The following is a 20,059-nucleotide window of genomic DNA, read 5'->3' on the forward strand; positions in this document are numbered from 1 at the left end:
TGGCCCGGTGCTCCGCGACACGAAGCGGCCGACCTGGTGACCTACGGTGCCGGGCTCCGCCCATGGGCGCCGCGCATGCCGGTGACGCGCACATCGAACCAGATAGATGATCATCACTAATCGAGCGCCGAACGATGCCTTGCGGTAGGGCGAATGGGTTGAAAACACGTGGTGCTGCCCCTAACCTGCGCACACGCCGTCGATCGCCGGATCTGACGCCATGCCAGCGACAGGACCCGCCATGAGTACAACTGCCGCCAGCACATCTCCACAAGACGTCCCGCCTGGCGGGGCCGCTGACGAAACCGGACTCGGGGTCAGCCGGCTGTGGCGGCGGGAACTGGCGCACTACCCCGCGCTCGGGCCACGGCTGGCGGCGCTGTCGATCGTCGTCCTGACGACGATCTTGTTCTACTACCAGTACTACCTGATCAGCGGCGTCAGCGAGCAGGTGCTGACCAGTACCGGCATCTCGTTCCTGTTCTTCGTCAACATCAACGTGGTCTCCGCGCTCGCCAGTGCTCTGGCGTCGCTCGCTGGCGGAGTGTGCGACCGCTACGGCCGAGCAAACATCGTGACCGTCGGCGTGCTGCTCTGCGCGCTCATCTGCCTGTTCGGTTTTCCGAACGTCGAGTCGGGCTGGAGCGTCGGGATTCTCTACTCGTTGCTCGGCGCGATCGAGGGCACCGTGCTCGTCGCGACGCCGGCCCTGATCCGTGACTTCAGCCCGCAGGTGGGCCGAGCGTCGGCGATGGGCTTCTGGACGATAGGCCCCGTCGCCGGCAGCCTGGTCGTCAGCGTCGTGGTGAGCAACACCGCCGATCACCTCACCGACTGGCGTGACCAATACGTCATCGCCGGCTTCGCCGGGCTCGGCGTGTTCATCATCGCCCTGCTGTTCCTGCGTGAACTCTCGCCGCGGCTGCGGGACCAGGTCATGGTCAGTGAACATGACCGCGCCCTGGTCGAGGCCAGGGCGCGGGGCCTCGACGCCGCCGACCTCGAGGCGGCGTTGCGCCGGCCATGGCGGCAGATGCTGCATCTGGACATCCTCGGCTCCGCCCTCGCCATCAGCCTGTTCCTGTTCATCTACTTCGTGGCCGTCGGCTTCTTCCCGATCTTCTTCCAGACCCTGTTCGGGTTCAGCACCTCGCAGGCCAACGCGCTGGGCAACTGGATGTGGGGCTGCGAGGCGGCGGCGCTGATCCTGATCGGCTGGGTGTCCGACCGACTGCGGGTCCGCAAGCCGTTCATGGTCGTTGGCGCGGTCGGCGCGGTCATCTGCACGCTGCTGCTGATCGGCCGCACCAGTCACGCCGACACGGGCTACTACACGTTCGTCGGGATCCTCGTCCCGCTCGCGATCTCGCTCGGCCTCGCGTTCGCGCCGTGGATGGCGAGCTTCACCGAGACCGTCGAGCGGCGCAACCCCGCCCTCACCGCCACCGGGCTGGCGCTGTGGGGGCTGACGATTCGCGCGGTCGTCACCATCTCGACCTTCCTGCTCCCGTACATCGTCACCACCGTCACGCCGCTCGTGCAGGACGGCCCCACGGTCCAGGCCGCCGCGAGCGGGCAGGACCCGACGCTGGACGCTACGCAGAACGCCGTCGTCAAGGCCGTCGCGGCGGACCCGGCCATCGTCGACAAGGTCCAGGCTCTCGCGGCGAAATACGACAAGCAGCTCGCGACGGCCGCGAAGCTGACCCCGGCCACGCAGAGCGCGCTGTCCAAGGACCCGGCGAACACCGCGACGCAGGCCGCGGCGCTCAGCGAGATATCCGGTAAGCCGGTCGCCGACGTTGCCCGAGTCATCGATCTCAGCGGCCGCTACGGGGCGGAGCTCGCCACGGCGGAAACGATCGACGACCAGACGATCGTCACGGTCCTGACGAACCCGGCGGACACAGCGGCGACGGCCAAGGCCGAAGGCGAGATCGCCGCGAAACTCGGCCTCACCCCGGAAGTAGCCCACACCAGGCTCACCGACCTGCGCGCGGTACCGCTGCCTGATCTGCTCTTCATGGATGCCAACGGCGCCGCGGTGCAGCAGGCCGCCGACCAGCTCACCGCGCTCGCCGCCGTGCCCGGGGCGGACCTCGACTACCTCGACAAATACGGCACCTCGCTGCAGAACCCGAAGGTTCAGGCGGTGCTGATGTATCTGGACAAGAACGGCGCAAAGGTACAGAAGGCCGCGGCGGACTCCCCCGGCCAGTGGCAGACCTATTTCTGGATCGCCGTCGCGGGCGAGCTGGTGTTCATCCCGCTCATCTTCCTGATGGCCGGGCCGTGGCGTCCCAGCACCGCCCGACGCCAGGAGCGGGAGCACCAGGCGATGGTCGACGCCGAGCTGGCCCGCCTCAGCACTCCCACCACCGCCAGCGCGGACACCGCCACCAGCCCGGATGCCGTCGCTGGTTCGGACGCCGCCACCAGCCCGGACACGCCCGCCACCGTGGAGACGCCCGTCGAACCGTGACCCACGACGTGGCCGGCCAGGCAAGCTCTGGTCCTCCCCGCACCCGCCCTCCGGCGTCGCGGCACGCTCGACACCTCATGACGCCGACCGGTCACGCCTTGGATAATTCAGTCGGCAGATGACGCGTGACGATGGCCACAAGTCGAACCCCGGTCGCCTTGTGTGCAAGCAGGAAATGCGCCGGGTCACCGATCGAGCCCGCATCCGGTGCCCCCGATGTTTGCCCTCGGCCCAGGATCCTGTCTAACGTTGTATTCGTTCCGGCCGGGAGCACGAACCCACCGGCGCGCACGCCGGACCGACGCCGAGTTCTGCCCACGGTTCCGGCGCCCGTCATCGCATCTGTTCGCGGGGCAGAAACGGAGAACCCGCAGGCGGTCGCCGGGCGGGTACGAAGAAACATTGTTCTCGTGGACGTGGCCAACCAGCCACGGTTTCTCATGCCCGTTTCCGGGCTTCCGCAGGTGTCGTGGGAAAGAATCTATCTTGTCGATCCGGGCCAAGAGCACCCAGCGCGACGTCCGATCCCGGCTCCTGGCCTGGACCGTGGCGGGGGCCATCGGGCTGACGTCGGCGGGCATGGTCGAGTCCGCCCGGCCGGCCCTGGCGGCCGAGGCGGCAACGGCAACGGCAACGGCAACGGCGGCAACGCCCACGGCAGCGGCGACGTCGGCGGCCGTGCGGAAACGGCCGGTCTACACCGTGCACCAGATCCTTCCGCAGGCCCCGGCGAACGCGGTCGCGCTGACCCTGGACGACGGGCCAGACCCCTCCTGGACGCCGCGGGTGCTAGCGCTGCTCCGGAAGTACGACGTGCGGGCGACCTTCTGCCTCGTCGGGAGGCAGGCGCGGGCCCATCCGGACCTCGTCCGGCAGATCGTCGCCGACGGTCATGCGATCTGTAACCACACCATGACGCATCCCCAGCCGTTCGCTCACCGGTCCGCCGCCGCGATCGAGCAGGAGATCGACCAGGCCCAGTCCGCGATCACGGCCGCCGCGGGCACCGCGCCGCGCCTGTTCCGCTCGCCAGGCGGCGACTGGTCGCCGGCCGTGCTCGAAGCGGCGGCCAAGCGCGGCCTGACCCCGATCGGCTGGGACGTTGACCCCAGAGACTGGTCTCGCCCCGGCACGCAGAAGATCGTCGACAACCTGCTGGCGGCGAAGCCCGGAGACATCATGCTCTGCCATGATGGCGACGGGGACCGGTCGAGCGATACCGGCACGGACCGCTCGGAGACGGTGCAGGCCCTGGAAGTGGCGCTACCCCAGCTGAAGAGCAAGGGCTACACGTTCGTCACGCTGTAACAGACGGCCGCTCAACTCACCTTCTCTCCGCGGTCGCGGCGCAGGACCGTGAGCGCGGTCAGCGCGCCCGCGTCGGCGGGTTCGGCCGCGGTGAAGCTGTAGTCGGCGGAGGTGCCCGTGGCGAACAGCCGGTCGCCCTCTCCGACGACCGTCGGGAAGGTGATCAGCCGGTACTCGTCGACCAGGTCGGCCGCGGCCAGCGCGTGCACCAGGCTCAGGCTGCCGATCACGACGACGTCGCGCCGCGCACGCTCGGCGGCGACCCACGCCACCGGGTCGCCGTCGATGGCCGCCGAGTTCGACCAGGCGGTCGCGTCGATGCCGGCCCGGGTGGCGACGCGCTTGGGCACGGCGTTCATCAGGCCGGCGAAGTCCCCGGCCCGGCCCGGCCAGAGCCGGGCGAAGTGCTCCCAGGTGCGCCGGCCGTAGAGCTGCACACCCTGCTCCATCCGCGCCCCGAGGCGGAACTTGTCGCCGTCGACCGGCCCCAGGCCGTGCCGGAAGGCCCAGCCACCGTGGCCCGTCCCCCAGCGCCCGTCGGGGTCGGAGACCACGCCGTCCAGGGTGGTGAACTGGACGACGATGACGTCGCTCATCGCGGATCCCTCCTGCCGTGGCGGCTCTCGTCCGGCCGCCCTCACCCGACACATACCGGGCCCGGGCGGCGAACTCATCGCCCCTCGGCGCGGAGGATTCCGATCGTGGCGGGCGTAGGCTCGCCGCGTGGCCGAGCCGACGACGACGCGGAGCCGCGACGAGGCGCCGAGCCCCGATGAGGCGCCGAGCCGCCACGAGGCGCCGAGCCGCGACGAAAGGCACGAGGCCTACCGCGGCGACCTTCTCGCACACTGCTACCGGATGCTCGGCTCTCTCGAGGAAGCCGAGGACGTGGTCCAGGAGACGCTTCTTCGAGCCTGGCGGGCGGCTGACCGGTACGACCCGCGGCGGGCGTCGTTGCGCACCTGGCTGCACCGGATCGCCACCAACGCCTGCCTCACCGCGTTGGAGGGAAGGGCCCGCCGCCCGCTGCCGACCGGGTTGGGGCCGGCCGGCGACGACCCGCAGGTTCCGCTGGTGCCCAGCCTCGACATTCCGTGGTTGCAGCCGTTCGCCGACGCCCGCCTCGGCGATCCCTCGGACGCCGCGCAGCAGCGCGTAGGCCTGCGGCTGGCCTTCGTCGCGGCCCTGCAACTGCTGCCCGCGCGGCAGCGCGCGGCGCTCGTGCTGCGCGAGGTGCTCCAGCTGCCGGCCGCCGAGGTGGCACAGGCGCTGGGCAGCAGCGTGGCCTCGGTGAACAGCGGCCTGCAGCGGGCCCGGGCCACGCTGCGGGATGCCGGGCTGTCGATGGAGGGGCTGCGGGAGCCGGCCGACCCCGCCGAGCGTGCCGTGGTCGAGCGTTATCTGGCGGCGTTCGAGGCCGCGGACGTTCCCGGCCTGACCCGGTTGCTCGCCGACGACGTGGTGCTGGAAATGCCGCCGGTACCGCTCTGGCTCTCCGGCCGGGCTCACTACCGCGAGTTCATGGAACGGGTCTTCGCCATGCGCGGGCCCGGTTGGCGCCTGCTGCCCGTCCAGGCCAACGGAAGCGCGGCCCTCGCGGCATACGCTCCGGACCCCGTCACGGGCGGGGTCCGGGCGCACTCGCTCCAGGTGTTCACGGTGACGGGCGGCCTGATCCAGCACTGCGTGACGTTCGCCGACCCGACGGTCTTCGACCTGCTCGGACTCCCCGGCGTCCCGCCAGCCGCGGAGCTCCCGCAGGATTCTCCCTTCACCCAGAGTGCCGTTGGAGGTCAGACCGGCCAGTAGTACGGCAATGCCGGGTCCACGTCGCCGAACAGCGGGCCGTAGAAGTCCCGGCAGTACCTGCAGATAACCCGGGGTGACGGGCAACTGGGCGACTCCCGAGGCGATCCATGAAGGGCTCTGGTGGTCGAAGCTCATCTGGCCGGGTTCCTTCCGGACGATCTCGACGGTGATCCTGCAGATGCCGGTCACCCAGAGGTTGCCGTGCGGTTGGTGACTCATTGGCTGCGCGCGAGGAGATCGGTGACGCGTGCATCGGTGATCCGGGTTGCGGCGCCGGGGGTTCCGACCGCGCAACCAGCGACGACGACGGCACGTTCAGCCGCAGCGTTCGGGTCCCGTCCCGCCAGCAACGAGTGCAGGAAACCCGCGAACAGTGCGTCGCCCGCGCCGGTCGTGTCTACGACGCCGAACGGAGCGACAGCGGGCACCCGCCGAACGGGACGGTCGCGGACGGCCAGCAAAGCCCCGGCGGGCCCAAGCCCGATGACGACGATCTGTGCGGGGAATCGCGCAAGGGCTGTCGCCGCAAAGGAGTTGGGTTCGGTTTCGAGGCGTTCGGCGGAGCAGAACAGGATGTCCGCTGCCCGCAGCCAGGGCTGGCTGTAGTCGTCCTCGACGCCGGTGATGGTCTGGACGTCGACGGCTATGGGAACCCTGGCGCTCTTCGCGATCGCGAGCAGTGGTCGGTTGAACTCGATGGTGGAAAGCACGGCGAGGCGAGCACCGCGGAGGAGTCGGGCGAACAGCTCCGGCGGATAGACAGCGTCCGGGACGTCCTTGAGATCGGTGTGGATCTGCCGGGCACCGGCCTTGTCGACGAGAACAGCCGAGGTAGGGGTGTGGGCTGTGCCGACTATTCCGTCGCCCAGAAGCCGGAGGCTTTCCAACTCCGCCCGGACCAGGGCGCCTGCGGGGTCGGCACCCGTCATCGTGGCCAGCACGACCGGGGACCCAAGCGCCTGCAGCGTCCGGGCCACATTGAGACCGACCCCCGACGCCTCGACCCGCAGCTGGTGCGGCAGGTAGCGCACTGGCGAGTACGGGATCGGGAAATCGTCGACCGGAACGGTCTGCTGCACGTTCACGACGCCCGCGACGAGCACCGACCCCGCCATGGGCACCAAGTATGCCCGCGGCATCGGTACGATCCCGGTTGACGGCCCGTGACGCGTTGCGGGCGTCGTCCGCGTGGCGCCAGCTTCTGACCTACGGCCCCGGCAAAACGGTCGAAGCGAGGAGAACCGGCTTACGCCGAGGCAGCGACCTTCGGGCAAGCCCTGCTCAGAGCGTCAGACCGGCAACTGGCCATGGCTACGGCTACGGCTACGGCTACGGCCGCTGTCCGTGGGTCAAGGCCGTGACCTGTACTCAATGGACCCGGAACTGGCCGCCGCCAGTTTCTGCCCACCGGGCGAAGCCGGGTGACTCCTCCGCCCCTACGACACCGGCCTGACGGAGCCGGCCCATCACGCACACGTGCGCCCGGTGGGGCTAGTGTTCCCCGTCAGAAATCTCGCTGGCCAGGTTTGCCTTGTTGTTGGCTGCCGATGGGTTGATCTTGGTGAGGTAGTCGGCGAGGGAGGCGAGGATCTCGTCGGCGGTCTTGGTCCAGGTGAAGGGCCGGGGGTCGCGGTTCCAGGTGTCGATCCAGGTGCGGATGTCGGTCTCGAGGGCCTGGACGGAGGTGTGGACGCCTCGGCGGATGAGCTTGTCGGTGAGCAGGCCGAACCAGCGTTCGACCTGGTTGATCCAGGAGGAACCGGTCGGGGTGAAGTGGACGTGGAAGCGGGGATGGCGTTCCAGCCAGATCCTGATCTCGGGGGTGTTGTGGGTGGCGTAGTTGTCGCAGACCAGGTGCACGTCCAGGCCTGCCGGGACGGCCTTGTCGATCGAGACCAGGAATTTGCGGAACTCGATGGCGCGGTGGCGGCGGTGCAGTTCCCCGATGACGGTGCCGTCGGCGATGTTGAAGGCGGCGAACAGGCTGGTGATGCCGTGGCGCAGGTAGTCGTGGGTGCGCCGCTCGGGCATGCCGGGCATCATCGGCAGGACCGGCTGGGAGCGGTCGAGCGCCTGGATCTGGCTTTTCTCGTCGACGCAGAGCACGACCGCCTTCTCCGGCGGGTTGTGGTAAAGGCCGACGACGTCGACGACCTTGGCCACGAACTGCGGGTCGGTCGAGAGCTTGAAGCTGTCCTGCAGATGCGGTTTGAGGTCGAAGCGTTTCCAGATCCGCCCGATCGTCGAGGGCGACAGGCCGGTGCGTTTCGCCATCGACGCCCGCGACCAGTGCGTGTCCGCCCCGGGCGTCGTTTCCAGCGTCGCGACGATCACGTCCTCGACCTGGTCGAGCAGAATCGACGGGGGCCGGCCCACCCGCGGCTCGTCGGACAGCCCGTCGAGGCGACGTTCGGTGAACCGGGTCCGCCATCGCAGCACCGTCGACTCGTCGACGCCGAGCTCGGCGGCGACCCGCCGATCAGTCCCGCCCTCAGCGGCGCGCAGCACGATCCGTGCCCGCAACGCGAGGAACTGGGCCGTCTTCGCCCGCCGCGCCCAGCGTTCCAACTGGACCCGCTCGGGCTCGGACAGCACAAGCTCCGCGGCCTTCGACCGACCCGACGGAGCAGCATCCTCCAGACCAGCCAACCGGCCACGGGCGAACGACCGCCGCCAGCGGCCCGCCGTCCGCAACGACACCCCGACCGACGCGGCCACTTCCGGGTTCGACAGGCCCTCCGCCGCCGCCAACACGATCCGCGCCCGCTCCACGACCCGGCGATCCACATCGCCCAGCCGCCGGACCAACTCGCCACGCTCGTCCTCAGACAGGACGACCTCAACCGCAGCAGAGCCGGAACGCACCATAGCGACAGAGTAGTACTTACCCGCCTAATTTCTGACGGGGCACACTAGTGCGCTGACCACGAATATGTGCCGTCCCTAGGGCGTCGCGCGCGTGGTCTGGACCGTGGCATTTGAGCGTGCCCATAAACACGCCCATCCGACACACTCCCGTTACCCTCCGGGGATCTGTGTCATTTGGGCGTGCCTATAGAGGGGCTCATCCGCCGCGGTTCGCACTTGGTGGAGCCGTCCGGCGAGAGCGCACCACCGTGCGGGCTATGTCTGGGGTAACCCGGGACACCGGCGACCGGATTCAGCGCCACCAGGGCCGACTCAGGCGCACACGTCCGGCTACTGTCCGCAACTACGCTCGGTGTGGCGTTCGCGTGGCGCCTGGAGATCGCGGCGCTGGTGCGGATACCTGCCGAAGTGACGCCAGGCCGCCCGGCTCGGCGTTGCTGCTTCTTGGTGTCGCTGCGGACGCCGTTCACCCAGGTGATCGCCGAGCACCTGTCGCCGTCGTCGCAGATTCGGCCATATCACGGCGTTGACGACACGTTGGCGACGATCAGGGCTGCTCCACGGCGGGGCGAAGCCGGCGGACACGGCACTAGCGCAGAGGTCGGAAGAATGCCCGTACGTCTTCCACGAAGATGTCCGGCACCTCCATTGCGGGGAAGTGGCCGCCGCGGGGGAGCTCGGTCCAGTGCACGATGTTGAAGAATCGCTCGGCGTGCGGCCGGAGCGACCGGACCAGTTCTCCCGGATAGTTGGCCACGCCGGTCGGCACGGAGACCCGTCGCTGCGGCACCATCGTCTCCGGGGCCTGGCGTCGCTCCCAGTACAGCCGGGCCGACGACGCTCCGGTGAGGTTCGCCCAGTAGACCATCACGTTGGTCAGCATCTGGTCCTTGGTGAGGACAAAGGTGCCGCCGGACTGGTCGGTCCATTCGTAGAACTTCTCGATGATCCAGGCCGCCAGCCCGGCCGGTGAGTCGTCCAGCAGGTAACCGATCGTCTGCGGTCTGGTCCCCTGGATCGCGTCGTAGGCGCCGCCGGTGCGACCCATCCGCCGCGCCCACGCGGTCGGAGGAGCGGCCGCCTCGCCGCTGGGCGGCGGCACGTTCATCAGGTTGACGTGCAGGCCAAGGACGCGTTCCGGGCGCAGCTCGGCCATGTTGTAGGACACGATCGCGCCCCAGTCCCCGCCCTGGACGCCGTAGCGCTGGTAGCCGAGCCGGTCGGCGATCTCACCGAAGGCGGTGGCGATCCGCCGGGGGTTCCAGCCCGTATCCGTGGTCGGGCCGGAGAATCCGTAACCGGGCAGCGAGGGCACCACCAGGTGGAACGCATCGGCCGGGTCGGCCGGATCGGCCAGCGGGTCGATCACGTCAAGGAACTCGACCACGGAACCAGGCCAGCCGTGGGTCAGGAACAACGGGACGGCCGTCGCGTGACGCGACCGAATGTGCAGGAAGTGGAAGCGCTGGCCCTCGACCGTCGTCGTGAACTGCTCGTAGCGGTTCAGGCGGGCTTCGTGGACCCGCCAGTCATAGGAGTCCAGCCAGTAGCGGATGACCTCCCGGAGTACCTCCAGCGGGAGGCCCTGCTCCCAGCCGATGCCCGGTATCTCATTCGGAAGCCGGGTCCGCCGAAGCCGTTCGGCCAGGTCGGTGAGGACGTCGGCCGGCACGTCGACCCGGAACGGATCCAGCGCTGTCACTCGCGCGATGTTACCGAAGACGGCCCCAGGTTCAGCCCTTCAGCAGCTGCCTCGACATCACCACGCGCTGGATCTGGTTGGTGCCTTCGTAGATCTGGGTGATGTTCTCCTCAAGAGATCGACATCGCTGTGACCTGTGGACATGTTCGGCCGACGGCGGGTAGCCGTGCACGAATCCACGTCCTGTCCACGGCCAGGACTTCGAGCTGGGGTGGGAGACGTGAGCGTGCCGGACCCGCCATGGTCGGGTCTCGGCTGCCGCCAAAGCCCCGCGTCTCGGTCCGATGTGAGTGACTCGCGAATCGCCGAGTCGCGGAGTCGGGCCAGGTCGCCAACCTTCAGATCCGTAGGCTTCGGCGACCCGTCCATGAACATCCACGGACGTCCGCCGGTGCAGGTCAGGCGCCCGACTGCGTCCATGCACGTCCGCTGACGTCCGCCCCCGTTGCAGTACAACTGCCGTACACCAGTCCGCAGACGGCGGCAACGAAGCGTCGGACGGGTCGACCAGCGGGATAAGAGGAGAGGGCGTGTCGTCCATGCGCGTCCGCCGACTCGGGTACACGGTTGGGTGCAGTGCTCTGGCTGTACCCGGCCGCATCGGCTCGGCGCTCGCCCGGTCGTAGCGCCCAATCGCCTGGCACTGGTCACCGGACCCGGGAGCGTCCTCTGGCATCTGTGCGAGTGCAGCACCGTTGCGGTGTAACTTGTTGGCTGCACGAAAGCGCCGTTCGGCTCGCCGGTTATCGGCTCGAACCGCGTAAGGGAGGGCGCCGACGCCGCTACACCCCCCTGTAACATCTTCGCGGTGACCGCTCCCGCGACTGCCGGCCTGCCGGCTATCGATCTTACTTGGAACGACGTCTTCCCGGGTGCAGACCGGGGAATCGATTCCTTCATGCGACTGGAATCCTGGGATTGCCCAATCACATACTTTGTGGGCCGCAATGGCAGTGGCAAATCACGCGCTGCTCGGGCCGTATCGACGCGGGTCGAAGGAGCTAGGCTACTTATAGCCGATCGACTTCTTGGCCTGATGGCGATTACTTCATACACTTATGGCATTGAGCCAAACCAAGACCATTTCAAGGGGCTTCCGCTTGGAGACCCTGAACGACACCAGGCCGGCGTCGGCGCCAAGAGAACTGGAGTAGCCTCCGAGGAGATTTATAACCTCAGAGAAAGGCCGGAGGTGTGGCTACGAGTTGCCGCATTTATTCGGAAGACTCTCGGGCGGACGATAGAGATACATGAACAGTCCGGCTATTTGGATCCACATGTGCGAATCGGCAACTCTTCGTATTCGCTATTCCGAGAGGAAGGACATGGGCTGCGAGAGTTAGTGACGCTGCTTGCTGCCACCTATGGTGAAGACTGGCGAATTCTCGTAGTCGATGAGCCGGAGCTACACTTGCATCCGTCGATGGTGCGACTGTGGCTCGCAGAACTTGAGAAAGAGTGCAGAAACTCGGGACGACGCGCTGTCGTTGTGACCCATGAACCGAGCATGATCCAGCCCAAAAGCGTCGATGATTTGAACGGAATTTGGTACTTCTCGACGGGCAAGCCGGCCTGCCGACTCGGATCCTGTATCCTGCCAGCACAGACGAAGCGCGTTACAGCCTCCCTACAACGCTATCCTCAGCTTGTGAGTACTCTGGTGTTCTCTCCTCGACCAGTTCTGGTCGAGGGTATCGACGACGTCACCGCATTGACTGTGGCGCTAATGAGGACACAATCACCTGAGATCGTCGCTCAGACAGATCTCGCAGAGTGCGGAAGTAATGGGGGAGTCGCCCTCTGGTTTGAAATCGGAAATTCGATCGGGTTCGACGTCAGAGCAATCGCCGATCTCGACTCGTTCTTCGCGCCGGAAGTGCAACGAACAATGGATTCCTCGAGCTACGTTCGATCGCGGTATGGAAGCGATTTGGCGGCCGAACCGGCTACGACCTCGACCGCACTGCGGCCACTCATCGAGCAGATGAACAAAGAAAGTATTCTCCCGAATCCGAAGAACCGCGCACAGTGGCTAGCCCATCTCAAGGACGAAGGTGGCCACTCGGCGCGGAAGTCAAAGCTCATCGAAATTTGGCGCGGAGCTGGACTCTGGATTCACCCGCAAGGCTGCCTTGAGGACGTGCTGGGGATCACCGAGAAAGGTGCGGAACGGGCTCGTCTCGCTGCGCAAATGGCCGGCCCAATTGATGACGTGGCTGATTGGTGCGCGTTCAAGCTTGACCATATGGGTGAAGTTGAGCTCCTTCTAAATGTAGCGGTAGAGAAGATCGCTCACCAACTGATGGAGGCGATCAGGATTGATCCAGAGGCAGAATTCGACGCACCAGCTGGACCGAATGCCATCATTGACGAGCGACTAGTGCAAGTTATTTCTCTCGGCGCCGGCGAGTATGAGTTGCGAGTCAAGGCGCCGACCGCCTTCGCCGGTTGGTGGCTTCGCTTTTCACGGCAGACACCCTCGTCTGATCTGGTTCTCAAGAGTCCGAAGATAGACTGAGGTGCGGGTACGCGTAGTTGCGAATCCGCAGTTTGGGTATCTGCTTGTATACATGGGTGGCCAACGCTTGTCGGAATGCCGATTTGCTCGGTAGCGGCAGCCTGTTCCTGCGGGCCATTTGTTCTGTAGTTTCATCTGAATCATCCACGCAGATCCACGGCCGTCCAGGGAGTCCGGTTACCTCGGCCGTCACGTCCACCAGTGTCCATGAACGTTCACCGATGTCCGTCGGCTCGGCTGTCAACTTGGCTGTCAGATCCCCTCGCCTCGAAAAGATCGTCGACGATCTTCGGTGGCAAGCTGACTTGTACCGCAAGCGCGTGCCAGCGCCGAGGAGTGGAAGCGGCGCGGCGTGCTCGTCCAAGACTCACGGCTTAAATTTGGTGTGCCGAGTCACGGTTCCTGTATCTTTTGGCGGCAATTCGTCGCGACCACAGGCGTTTATGGGCTACCAACTTTCGGGAATGTCGGTACACTCGATTGAAAAAGAAGTTTCCGGCCCCAAAATACAGATCCGAGGGTAATAGATTAGTGCTCGTCAGGGTTTCGTCGGTGAATATTTGGCGCCAACCAGGCCATGCGGACCCTGATGTGGACCCACGAAGTGCCTTCACGAGACGCCGAAAGTCGGCCGAGAGGAGCGCGTTAACTATCGCTAGAGGGAGGATGAACGATATGGCAGAGATTGCCAACAGAAATACCATCTGTACTGTTTGAGGAACGAGGAAAGCTGCAACAAGGAGCGCGCATCCGGCCAAGGGGTAGATCGCAGAAAGAGAGGTGAAGATTATTTTTGTGGATAGCTTGAGGGGCTTTCGAAGCGCGACTGGAGTGTTTATCGGTGTCGACCATATAAGGTCTCGGGCAAAGTAGTTTTGAGCCTTGATGTGCCCGTTCAGGTAAAGCGTAAAGAGGGCGACCTGGTGGTCGGAATCGGACGACCAGCGAAGTGCCGGCTTCGTATACCCGGATGTGGAAAAAAATATTCGGCGCTGCCCCGGCTCAGACGAACCAACGAGGCGCTGCACCTCCGGAATTCCCACTCTATTTCGGGTCCAGAATTTGGTCTGAGCCACTGCACCCGCTGACCAGACATCGATCCCGTCATCGGTTCCGCGGGGTGTAACGACGGCGTCGCGATAGCCGAACTTTTGGAGCCAGGATGCGGATACTCGCTCCGCGTCCTCTGGAGTAATTATGGCCAGAGGCCATTCGACGCCCTCAGGGACGTAGTCGCTCGAAGAGTCGGATGGAAGTGGGGGGAGTTTACCTTCAAGTTCGACATTCGACGGGATGAAGTGTCCGATTGAGATTGTTGCCATGGCCGATATGGCTGCGACCAATAGGAGGGAGCCGCGAAGGGCTTCACCGTCCGAGAGTTGAGTCAGCAGGAGAAAGAGGCCATCGAATAGAGCAAAGATCCACGCTGATATCCAAGCACGTGGATACGTGAAACCCAGGCGATTTGTTTCCCTGGCTATTTCAGTCAAGGCGATTGGGCCTAAGGCGGCCGTGCTCCCATAGAGGACGCCGACTCTCGCCACTAGAAGAATGGCTACCGGGACGGCCAGGATAAAAGCTCCGATCCCAGAAATTAGACGTCGCGTGCGATGGTCCTTGATATAGAACCTGGCCCAGTCGTGGCGTCGAGTTTCGATCTCCGCTCGCGAAAGTAGATCTTTTGGTGGCTCCGGGCTTGCTAGATTCGCGTTCTGCGACACGGGCCAATGGTGCCATGTGGGTCCGACAAACTTGCATGACGTGAGGATCGATGCGGGTTGCGATGGCATGGCGATCGGGCACGACGCGCCGGCGAGCACGGCCCGCCAGGGCCGCGCGCAGCCGTCGCGCGGCGCGACACTTGATCCCAAATCGAGAAATTCGGCAGGCCTGCGGCATAGGCGGCGCCGACGCCCTGGTAGCAGCGGACCTGGTGGCGAGCTACAGCGGGCGCAGAGCCGACCTGTCCGCAGCCGGCGCCGAGGTCTGGGCCTGACTGCCGTGACTCGGCGGCGAGTGGCGGCCCTAGGAACCGGTGGCGTAGCCACCGGTTCCATCTGTGCCCTCGCAGCGGGGTGGCCGGATGCTAGACCGAGCGCGTCGGTTCGGGGCTCTCCTTCAGGGTCGTCGAGGTGGCGAGCTGATGAGGATGTCCCGACCGCGCTGCCGGCCTGTGCCGAGCCCAGTGCGTTTGTCGCCCGCGGCGGAAGGGCCTTGGCGGTGTCAGGCGCGATGTTCGGCGTTTCCAAGCTGACGGTGATCGCTGCTCGGTGCCTTGTGGGGATCGGGCCGGTGTCCGTCGGCCTTCGGAGCTTCCGTGTCCTGCCGTCTTCTCGTCGTCGCCTGTCTGTTCCGTTCGTGTCGTCGCGCCGCTGCTGTTCGGGACCAGCGGTGATCGCGACGCCCCGAGTTCTGCGGAAGCGGATACGGGTTCCCGAGGATCTCGGGAGGGCAGCGGGCGCGATCGTCGCCTATGTGCAGGGCGGGCAGGCGGCCGAGGCGGGTCTGGCGGGCTACTACAGCCCGGACCAAGCGCTCGGCCAGGCCCGCGGACGCTTGGCGGAGTTGGTAGGTCTCCGGGGCCAGGTGTCCGGTGAGGCGCTCGGTCGGCTCCTGCAAGGCAGGCACGCCGTGACCAACCGGCCGTTGTTGACCGGGCCTGATCCGGCAGCGCGTGCCCGGCATGCGGGCCTCGTCGTCAACAAGTCCGAAGCGTCGTCGGATTCTCCGGGCAGGGAAAGCGCCGCCGGATCCGGCCACGGCGATGATCTGCTGACATTGGTCGAGGCGGCGGCAGTGGCCGGGGTGAGCGTGAGCCACCTGCGTTCGCTCGTGAGCCGTGGTTCCGAGGCCGACGCCGCGCCCGACCGATCGGACCGCACCGGAGGCACGGCTGCCAGGCAGACGCCGTTCAGAGCTGATCACGAGCGACCCGCGGACGACAGCGACCCGTGGACGAGCGAGATGCACGAGGAGGCTGAAGGTGAAGCCAGGTCACCGGGAAACGATCAGCCGTCGGGCATACGCGGCGCGGACGGTCGTTGGCGGGTGCGGCGGGATGTGCTGGAGCGGTGGTGTGCGGCGCGGGTGCCGCGGGCGACGGTGCTCGGGTACGACGTGGTCTGCGCGGCGCCGAAGTCGGTCTCGCTGCTGTGGGCGTTCGGCGATGAGGCGTTGCGTGCGGACGTGGCGGCGGCGTTGAACGCGGCGGTCGACGCGACCATCGGCTACCTGGAGCGCCATGCGGCGTTCGGCATGGTCGGCGGGCGGAACCAGCGGGCGTTCGGCCTGGCGGTGGCGTCGTACCTGCACGACGTGTCGCGGGCCGTCGAGGCACATCTGCATGTCCACAACATTGTGATCAACGCGCTGGCGGTCCCCTCCGATCCGGCCGGGCCCGGCGGCGAGCGGCAGGGACCCAACGCCGGTCGGGTGGTGACGGGCTGGGACTGGCGGGCGGTCGACGGGGAGGTGCTCCTCGCGCACGTCCGGACGGCCGGCTTCGTCGGCGCGGCGGTGCTGCGCCACGAGTTGTCAGCGCGGCGCGGGCTCCAGTGGGGGCCAGTGCGGAACGGTGTGGCGGAGCTGGCTGACTTCCCGGTCGACCTGTTGGCGGCGTTCTCGACGCGGCACCGGGAGGTCGAGGAGGAGTTCGCGCAGCTCGTGGCCGGCGGGTTGGAGCCGTCGGGGGCGACGAAGTCGGTAGCGCAGCGGGAGTCGCGGGCGCCGAAGCGCGTAGTCGCTGACGCCGCGGTCCGCGCGCTCCAGGTTGAGAAGCTAACGGCCGCTGGGTGGAGCGTCGACGAGGTCCGCGCTCTGGCCAGGCCGGGATTTCACCGCCCTCAGCCGGTCGGCGACGCCGACGTGGCCGGGCTTTTCGATCTGCTCGCCGGACCGACGGGGATGACCGAGAAGACGACGGCGTTCGTGCGCCGAGATGTGGTGCGCCGGGTCTCCGAATGGGGCGGGGACAGGTTGGATGCGGCGGCGGTCGAGCGGCTGACCGACCGATTCCTCGCCGATCCCCGCGTCGTCGTGCTTGTCGACGCCGCACCCGGCCAGCGCCGCCGGCAGGAACCAGAGCCGATCTACACGGTCGAAGGACTGCTCGCCGCGGAGGAGCGGCTCTCCGGACTGGTCCGCGCCGGCCAGGTCGCGTTTGGCGCGGCCCCGCGCAGGCTCGTGGACCGGCGCACGCTCACTGCTCACCTTGCGGCCGTCGGCGCAACCGCTGCGAGAGGCCCGGGTAGGGGCCGAGCCAGCGTGGAGGGCGCTCCTGTCCGCGCCGCGACGCCCGGCTTCCAAGGCGCCGACGCGCACGGCGACGCGGAGCCGCTCCTGTCGGGCGAGCAGGTGGCGCTGGTGCGCCGGCTGCTGGTCGGTGAGGACCTGGTGCGACTGGCGGTCGGTGCGGCCGGCACGGGGAAGACCGAGGCGATGCGGCTGCTGACCCGCATCGTGCGGGCCACGGGGCGGCAGATCTTCGCGACCGCGCACGGCGGGCGGCAGGCCGAAGAGCTGGCCGAGCGGATCGGGATCCCGGCGCGGGTCGTGGCGAGCTGGCTGGAGAAGCTCGCCCATGTCGACGACCCGGCCACGGTGTGGCCGCCGGGCTCGGTGCTGATCGTCGATGAGGCGACCCAGGTCGGGACCCGCGACGCCGAACGGCTTCTTCACTTCGCCAGCCGGACGGGGACGGTGGTCATCCTGCTCGGTGATCCGGCGCAGCTCGGTTCGGTCGCTGCCGGCGGCTGGTTCGCTCACCTCGTCGCCCAGACAGCCGACGTGCCGACGTTGACGACCGTGCGCCGGCAGGCCGGCGCGGACCTCACCGCGGTGCGCGCCGCGCTCGGCGCGCTACGCGCCGACACCGCGGCAGGCACCCGCGTGGCCCTGGAGCGGCTCGCCGCCGATGGCAAGATCCGTCTCGTCGACGACCCGGACGCGCTGCTCGCGCAGGCCGTTGCCGACTGGTACACCGAACGCCGCCAACACAGCCGCGCCGTTCGCGCCGACCGCGGCGCGGCCGGCAACGCGAACAGCGCGGATCTGGCGGCGGCCGCGAGCCGCAGCGGCGCCGTCGGCGCGAACGCTGGCGGAGCCACGCCGATGCCTGGGCACGGCGCGCCCCGGTCGGGCCGGCGCGGGCGCGCTTCCGGTCCGGCGGCGGCGCGGATGATGGCCGAGCGGCACCGGGACGTCGAGATGCTCAACCAGGCGGCCCGCGCGCTGCTCGCCGCCGACGGAACACTCACCGGACCGGTGCTGACCGTGGCGGGGAGGGACTTCCAGGCCGCCGACGAGGTCGTGACCCTCACCCAGACCGGCCACACCCTGGTACCCGACGGCCGACCCGGCTCGGCGTACATCCGGACCGGAACGACCGGGACCGTCACCGCCGTCCACAACGATCCGGATCACCCGGCGGCGCAGTCGGTCACGGTGTACTTCCCGAGCAAGGGCACGGTCCAGGTCCCGTGGGAGTACCTCACGCACCAGTTCGCCGACGGCCGCGACGGCGGCCTCGCCCACGCCTATGCACTCACCGCCGCGAAGGCCCAGGGCGCCACGATGGACACCGCCCGCGCCATCGTCCCCGACGACACCAGCCGCGCCGGCCTGTACGTCATGCTGTCGCGCGCCCGCAGCGACGTCGCGGCCTACGTACTGCGCCGCGACGACCTCGACGCTCGCGACGACGACGAAACCTGGCTACCCGCCGAACCCAGCGCGACCGGAGATCCACTCGACCGGCTCGCGGACCGGCTCGACCGATCCGAACAGGAACGACCGGCCGGCGCGCGTGACCCGATCGCGGCTGCCGCGCACCAGCTGTCCCGCCACCACGCTCTCGCGGAGCTCACCGCCCTGCGCCTCGGCGCCCTGCCCGGTCACGGCCAGGACGGGCCCGAGTCAGCGGCGACCGGCATGGGCGAGGTGTCTGGCGCGAGCGGCGCGCGCAACGCGCCGAGCAGCACCAAGCCGACAGCGCCCGTCGCGCCGTTCGCGCCGATGCGCGCCGCGCCGGACCCGCGGTCCGCGCCGGACGCGCCGACGCCCGAAGGCCCGGCGACCGCGGCGGGCCCGGCTGACGTTCCGCGCCAGGTGCTGCTGCGCCGCGCCGAGCTGGGCGCGGAAGCGGCGCTACGCAGCGCCGCGCTCGCGGACCCGCCCGCCGGCCTGGTCGCGCGGATCGGCCCCCGCCTGGAAGCCGGCCCGGACCAAGCCGTCTGGGACGACGCCGTCGCCGCTCTCACGATCTACCGCGCCCGCCATCAGCCCACAGCTCCCGCGCATCTGGCCGGGCCGCCGCCCGGCAGCCACGCCGACGACCAGGCGCGCGATCCCTGGCTACGGCATCGCGCGCAGGCAACCCGGCTCGCCGACGACTGGGCCGCTGCCCTCCCCGCCGCGATCCGGGCTCGATTCGCCGGCCCTGGCCAGGCCGTTCCCCGAGCACGCGCCATCGCCGGGCTGCACGCCCTCCTCGACGCCGGACATCCACCCACCGCGCTGGCTGACGCACTTCGCGCTGACTCTCTTGACGGGATCCGGGCCGGCGCGCCCGTTCTCGAGAGGCGTGTCAGCGACCTCTGTCAGCAGACCGGCATCGACCCGTCCCTGTACGACCTGCCCGCACCGCGCACCGCGCAGGAGGAATGGAACGAGGTCACCGACCTGCTCGCTCTCGCCGAGACCAACCACCTCGCGACCAGGCCGACAATGGATCTCACCGCCGAGCGCCACACCCTCACCCACGCGCTCGCCGCGGCCGTGAGTGTCCCGGTGACCATCACTTCGGACGGCGTTGCCGTCTTCGCGCCAGACTCCCCAGCCCCGGAGCGATTCGAGCAAACGGCACGGCTCGCGCGGCTCGACGCGGCGCTCGACCGCCAAGCCGTCGACGCGATGGCCCGTGCCAAGACCGAACCCGCCCGCTACCTGACCGCACTGCTCGGCCCCCGCCCCACCGGCCCGGACGCAGAGACCTGGGATCAGGCGGCCAGCCGGGTCGAGCGCTACCGCCACCGCCTCGCTGGCCTGCCCTACGGAGCTCCCGCCGCTCCACACGCGGCCGATCCCGCCCGCTACGCCCTCGGCGACCGGCCTGCCGACTCCACAGCTGCCGCTGACTACGACGAAGCCTGCGACGTCGCCAGCCTGCGCGACGGGCAGCTGACCATCTGACAAGCCCTCGAACCAGCGCCACTGGCCCCGGCCGGCGGACGGCGAATCAACTGCGAGGTCTGCCTCCTGGATGACCTGGCGGACGATCGTTTCAAGATGCCGTCCGCTGCCATCAGCACAGCCGGCCCGAGCCCAGGCTGAGCGAGGTTGTCACTCGCTCACCGGGCGATACGCGCGCGGCCCG

Annotated in this window: 11 protein-coding genes; 5 read left to right on the plus strand and 6 right to left on the minus strand. The window is 68.1% G+C overall.

Translation table 11 applies throughout. From position 1 onward, the window contains the following. Positions 1-241 precede the first annotated feature (241 nt). Together FRCN3DRAFT_RS0228005 and FRCN3DRAFT_RS0228010 are read left to right on the plus strand one after the other, a co-directional pair. Positions 242-2,482: an MFS transporter gene (locus tag FRCN3DRAFT_RS0228005; RefSeq protein WP_007514883.1), complete on the plus strand. Its 2,241-nt coding sequence runs from the start codon at positions 242-244 to the stop codon at positions 2,480-2,482. Positions 2,483-2,968: 486 nt separating this feature from the next. Continuing rightward, positions 2,969-3,790: a polysaccharide deacetylase family protein gene (locus FRCN3DRAFT_RS0228010; protein ID WP_007514884.1), complete on the plus strand. Its 822-nt coding sequence runs from the start codon at positions 2,969-2,971 to the stop codon at positions 3,788-3,790. Positions 3,791-3,801: 11 nt separating this feature from the next. Here FRCN3DRAFT_RS0228010 and FRCN3DRAFT_RS0228015 read toward each other — a convergent pair whose 3' ends face one another. Then, complete coding sequence (locus FRCN3DRAFT_RS0228015) at positions 3,802-4,386, minus strand: dihydrofolate reductase family protein (RefSeq protein ID WP_007514886.1); 585 nt, start codon at positions 4,384-4,386, stop codon at positions 3,802-3,804. 127 nt (positions 4,387-4,513) lie between these two features. Here FRCN3DRAFT_RS0228015 and FRCN3DRAFT_RS46715 point away from each other — a divergent pair, with 127 nt between their 5' ends. Further along, positions 4,514-5,599, plus strand: a complete 1,086-nt coding sequence (locus FRCN3DRAFT_RS46715) for a sigma-70 family RNA polymerase sigma factor (protein WP_007514888.1) — start codon at positions 4,514-4,516, stop codon at positions 5,597-5,599. A 215-nt stretch (positions 5,600-5,814) separates the two neighbouring features. Here FRCN3DRAFT_RS46715 and FRCN3DRAFT_RS46720 read toward each other — a convergent pair whose 3' ends face one another. The 4 genes from FRCN3DRAFT_RS46720 to FRCN3DRAFT_RS56595 all read right to left on the minus strand — a co-directional run bounded on the left by FRCN3DRAFT_RS46720 (position 5,815) and on the right by FRCN3DRAFT_RS56595 (position 10,341). Then, positions 5,815-6,714: a carbohydrate kinase family protein gene (locus tag FRCN3DRAFT_RS46720; RefSeq protein ID WP_063630180.1), complete on the minus strand. Its 900-nt coding sequence runs from the start codon at positions 6,712-6,714 to the stop codon at positions 5,815-5,817. A gap of 376 nt (positions 6,715-7,090) precedes the next feature. After that, positions 7,091-8,467 (minus strand): IS630 family transposase, encoded by a 1,377-nt coding sequence (locus tag FRCN3DRAFT_RS46725; protein WP_007509700.1) that lies wholly within the window; start codon positions 8,465-8,467, stop codon positions 7,091-7,093. Between the two features lie 589 nt (positions 8,468-9,056). Beyond that, entirely contained in the window at positions 9,057-10,169 is a 1,113-nt protein-coding gene (locus FRCN3DRAFT_RS0228040) for an alpha/beta fold hydrolase (protein ID WP_007514893.1), read from the minus strand. 31 nt (positions 10,170-10,200) lie between these two features. After that, the gene (locus FRCN3DRAFT_RS56595; protein ID WP_157845267.1) at positions 10,201-10,341 is read right to left on the minus strand and encodes a hypothetical protein; all 141 of its coding nucleotides are present in this window, start codon (positions 10,339-10,341) and stop codon (positions 10,201-10,203) included. Between the two features lie 636 nt (positions 10,342-10,977). Here FRCN3DRAFT_RS56595 and FRCN3DRAFT_RS51955 point away from each other — a divergent pair. Continuing rightward, positions 10,978-12,687: an ATP-dependent nuclease gene (locus tag FRCN3DRAFT_RS51955; RefSeq protein ID WP_106410292.1), complete on the plus strand. Its 1,710-nt coding sequence runs from the start codon at positions 10,978-10,980 to the stop codon at positions 12,685-12,687. Between the two features lie 374 nt (positions 12,688-13,061). Here the strand turns inward: FRCN3DRAFT_RS51955 and FRCN3DRAFT_RS57930 are convergent, their stop codons facing one another. Beyond that, complete coding sequence (locus tag FRCN3DRAFT_RS57930; RefSeq protein WP_007514897.1) at positions 13,062-14,744, minus strand: restriction endonuclease; 1,683 nt, start codon at positions 14,742-14,744, stop codon at positions 13,062-13,064. 334 nt (positions 14,745-15,078) lie between these two features. Here FRCN3DRAFT_RS57930 and mobF point away from each other — a divergent pair, with 334 nt between their 5' ends. After that, positions 15,079-19,875 (plus strand): MobF family relaxase, encoded by a 4,797-nt coding sequence (gene mobF / locus FRCN3DRAFT_RS0228050; protein ID WP_007514898.1) that lies wholly within the window; start codon positions 15,079-15,081, stop codon positions 19,873-19,875. Positions 19,876-20,059 lie beyond the last annotated feature (184 nt).

The organism is Pseudofrankia saprophytica (genome assembly GCF_000235425.2).
Classification (GTDB): domain Bacteria; phylum Actinomycetota; class Actinomycetes; order Frankiales; family Frankiaceae; genus Pseudofrankia; species Pseudofrankia saprophytica.

Coding starts and splice junctions, on each gene's coding strand:
- FRCN3DRAFT_RS57930 (WP_007514897.1), bottom strand. CDS start 14,744: ATGGAACCGGTGGCTACGCCACCGGTTCCTAGGGCCGCCACTCGCCGC.
- FRCN3DRAFT_RS0228015 (WP_007514886.1), bottom strand. CDS start 4,386: ATGAGCGACGTCATCGTCGTCCAGTTCACCACCCTGGACGGCGTGGTC.
- FRCN3DRAFT_RS46720 (WP_063630180.1), bottom strand. CDS start 6,714: ATGGCGGGGTCGGTGCTCGTCGCGGGCGTCGTGAACGTGCAGCAGACC.
- FRCN3DRAFT_RS46725 (WP_007509700.1), bottom strand. CDS start 8,467: ATGGTGCGTTCCGGCTCTGCTGCGGTTGAGGTCGTCCTGTCTGAGGAC.
- FRCN3DRAFT_RS0228005 (WP_007514883.1), top strand. CDS start 242: ATGAGTACAACTGCCGCCAGCACATCTCCACAAGACGTCCCGCCTGGC.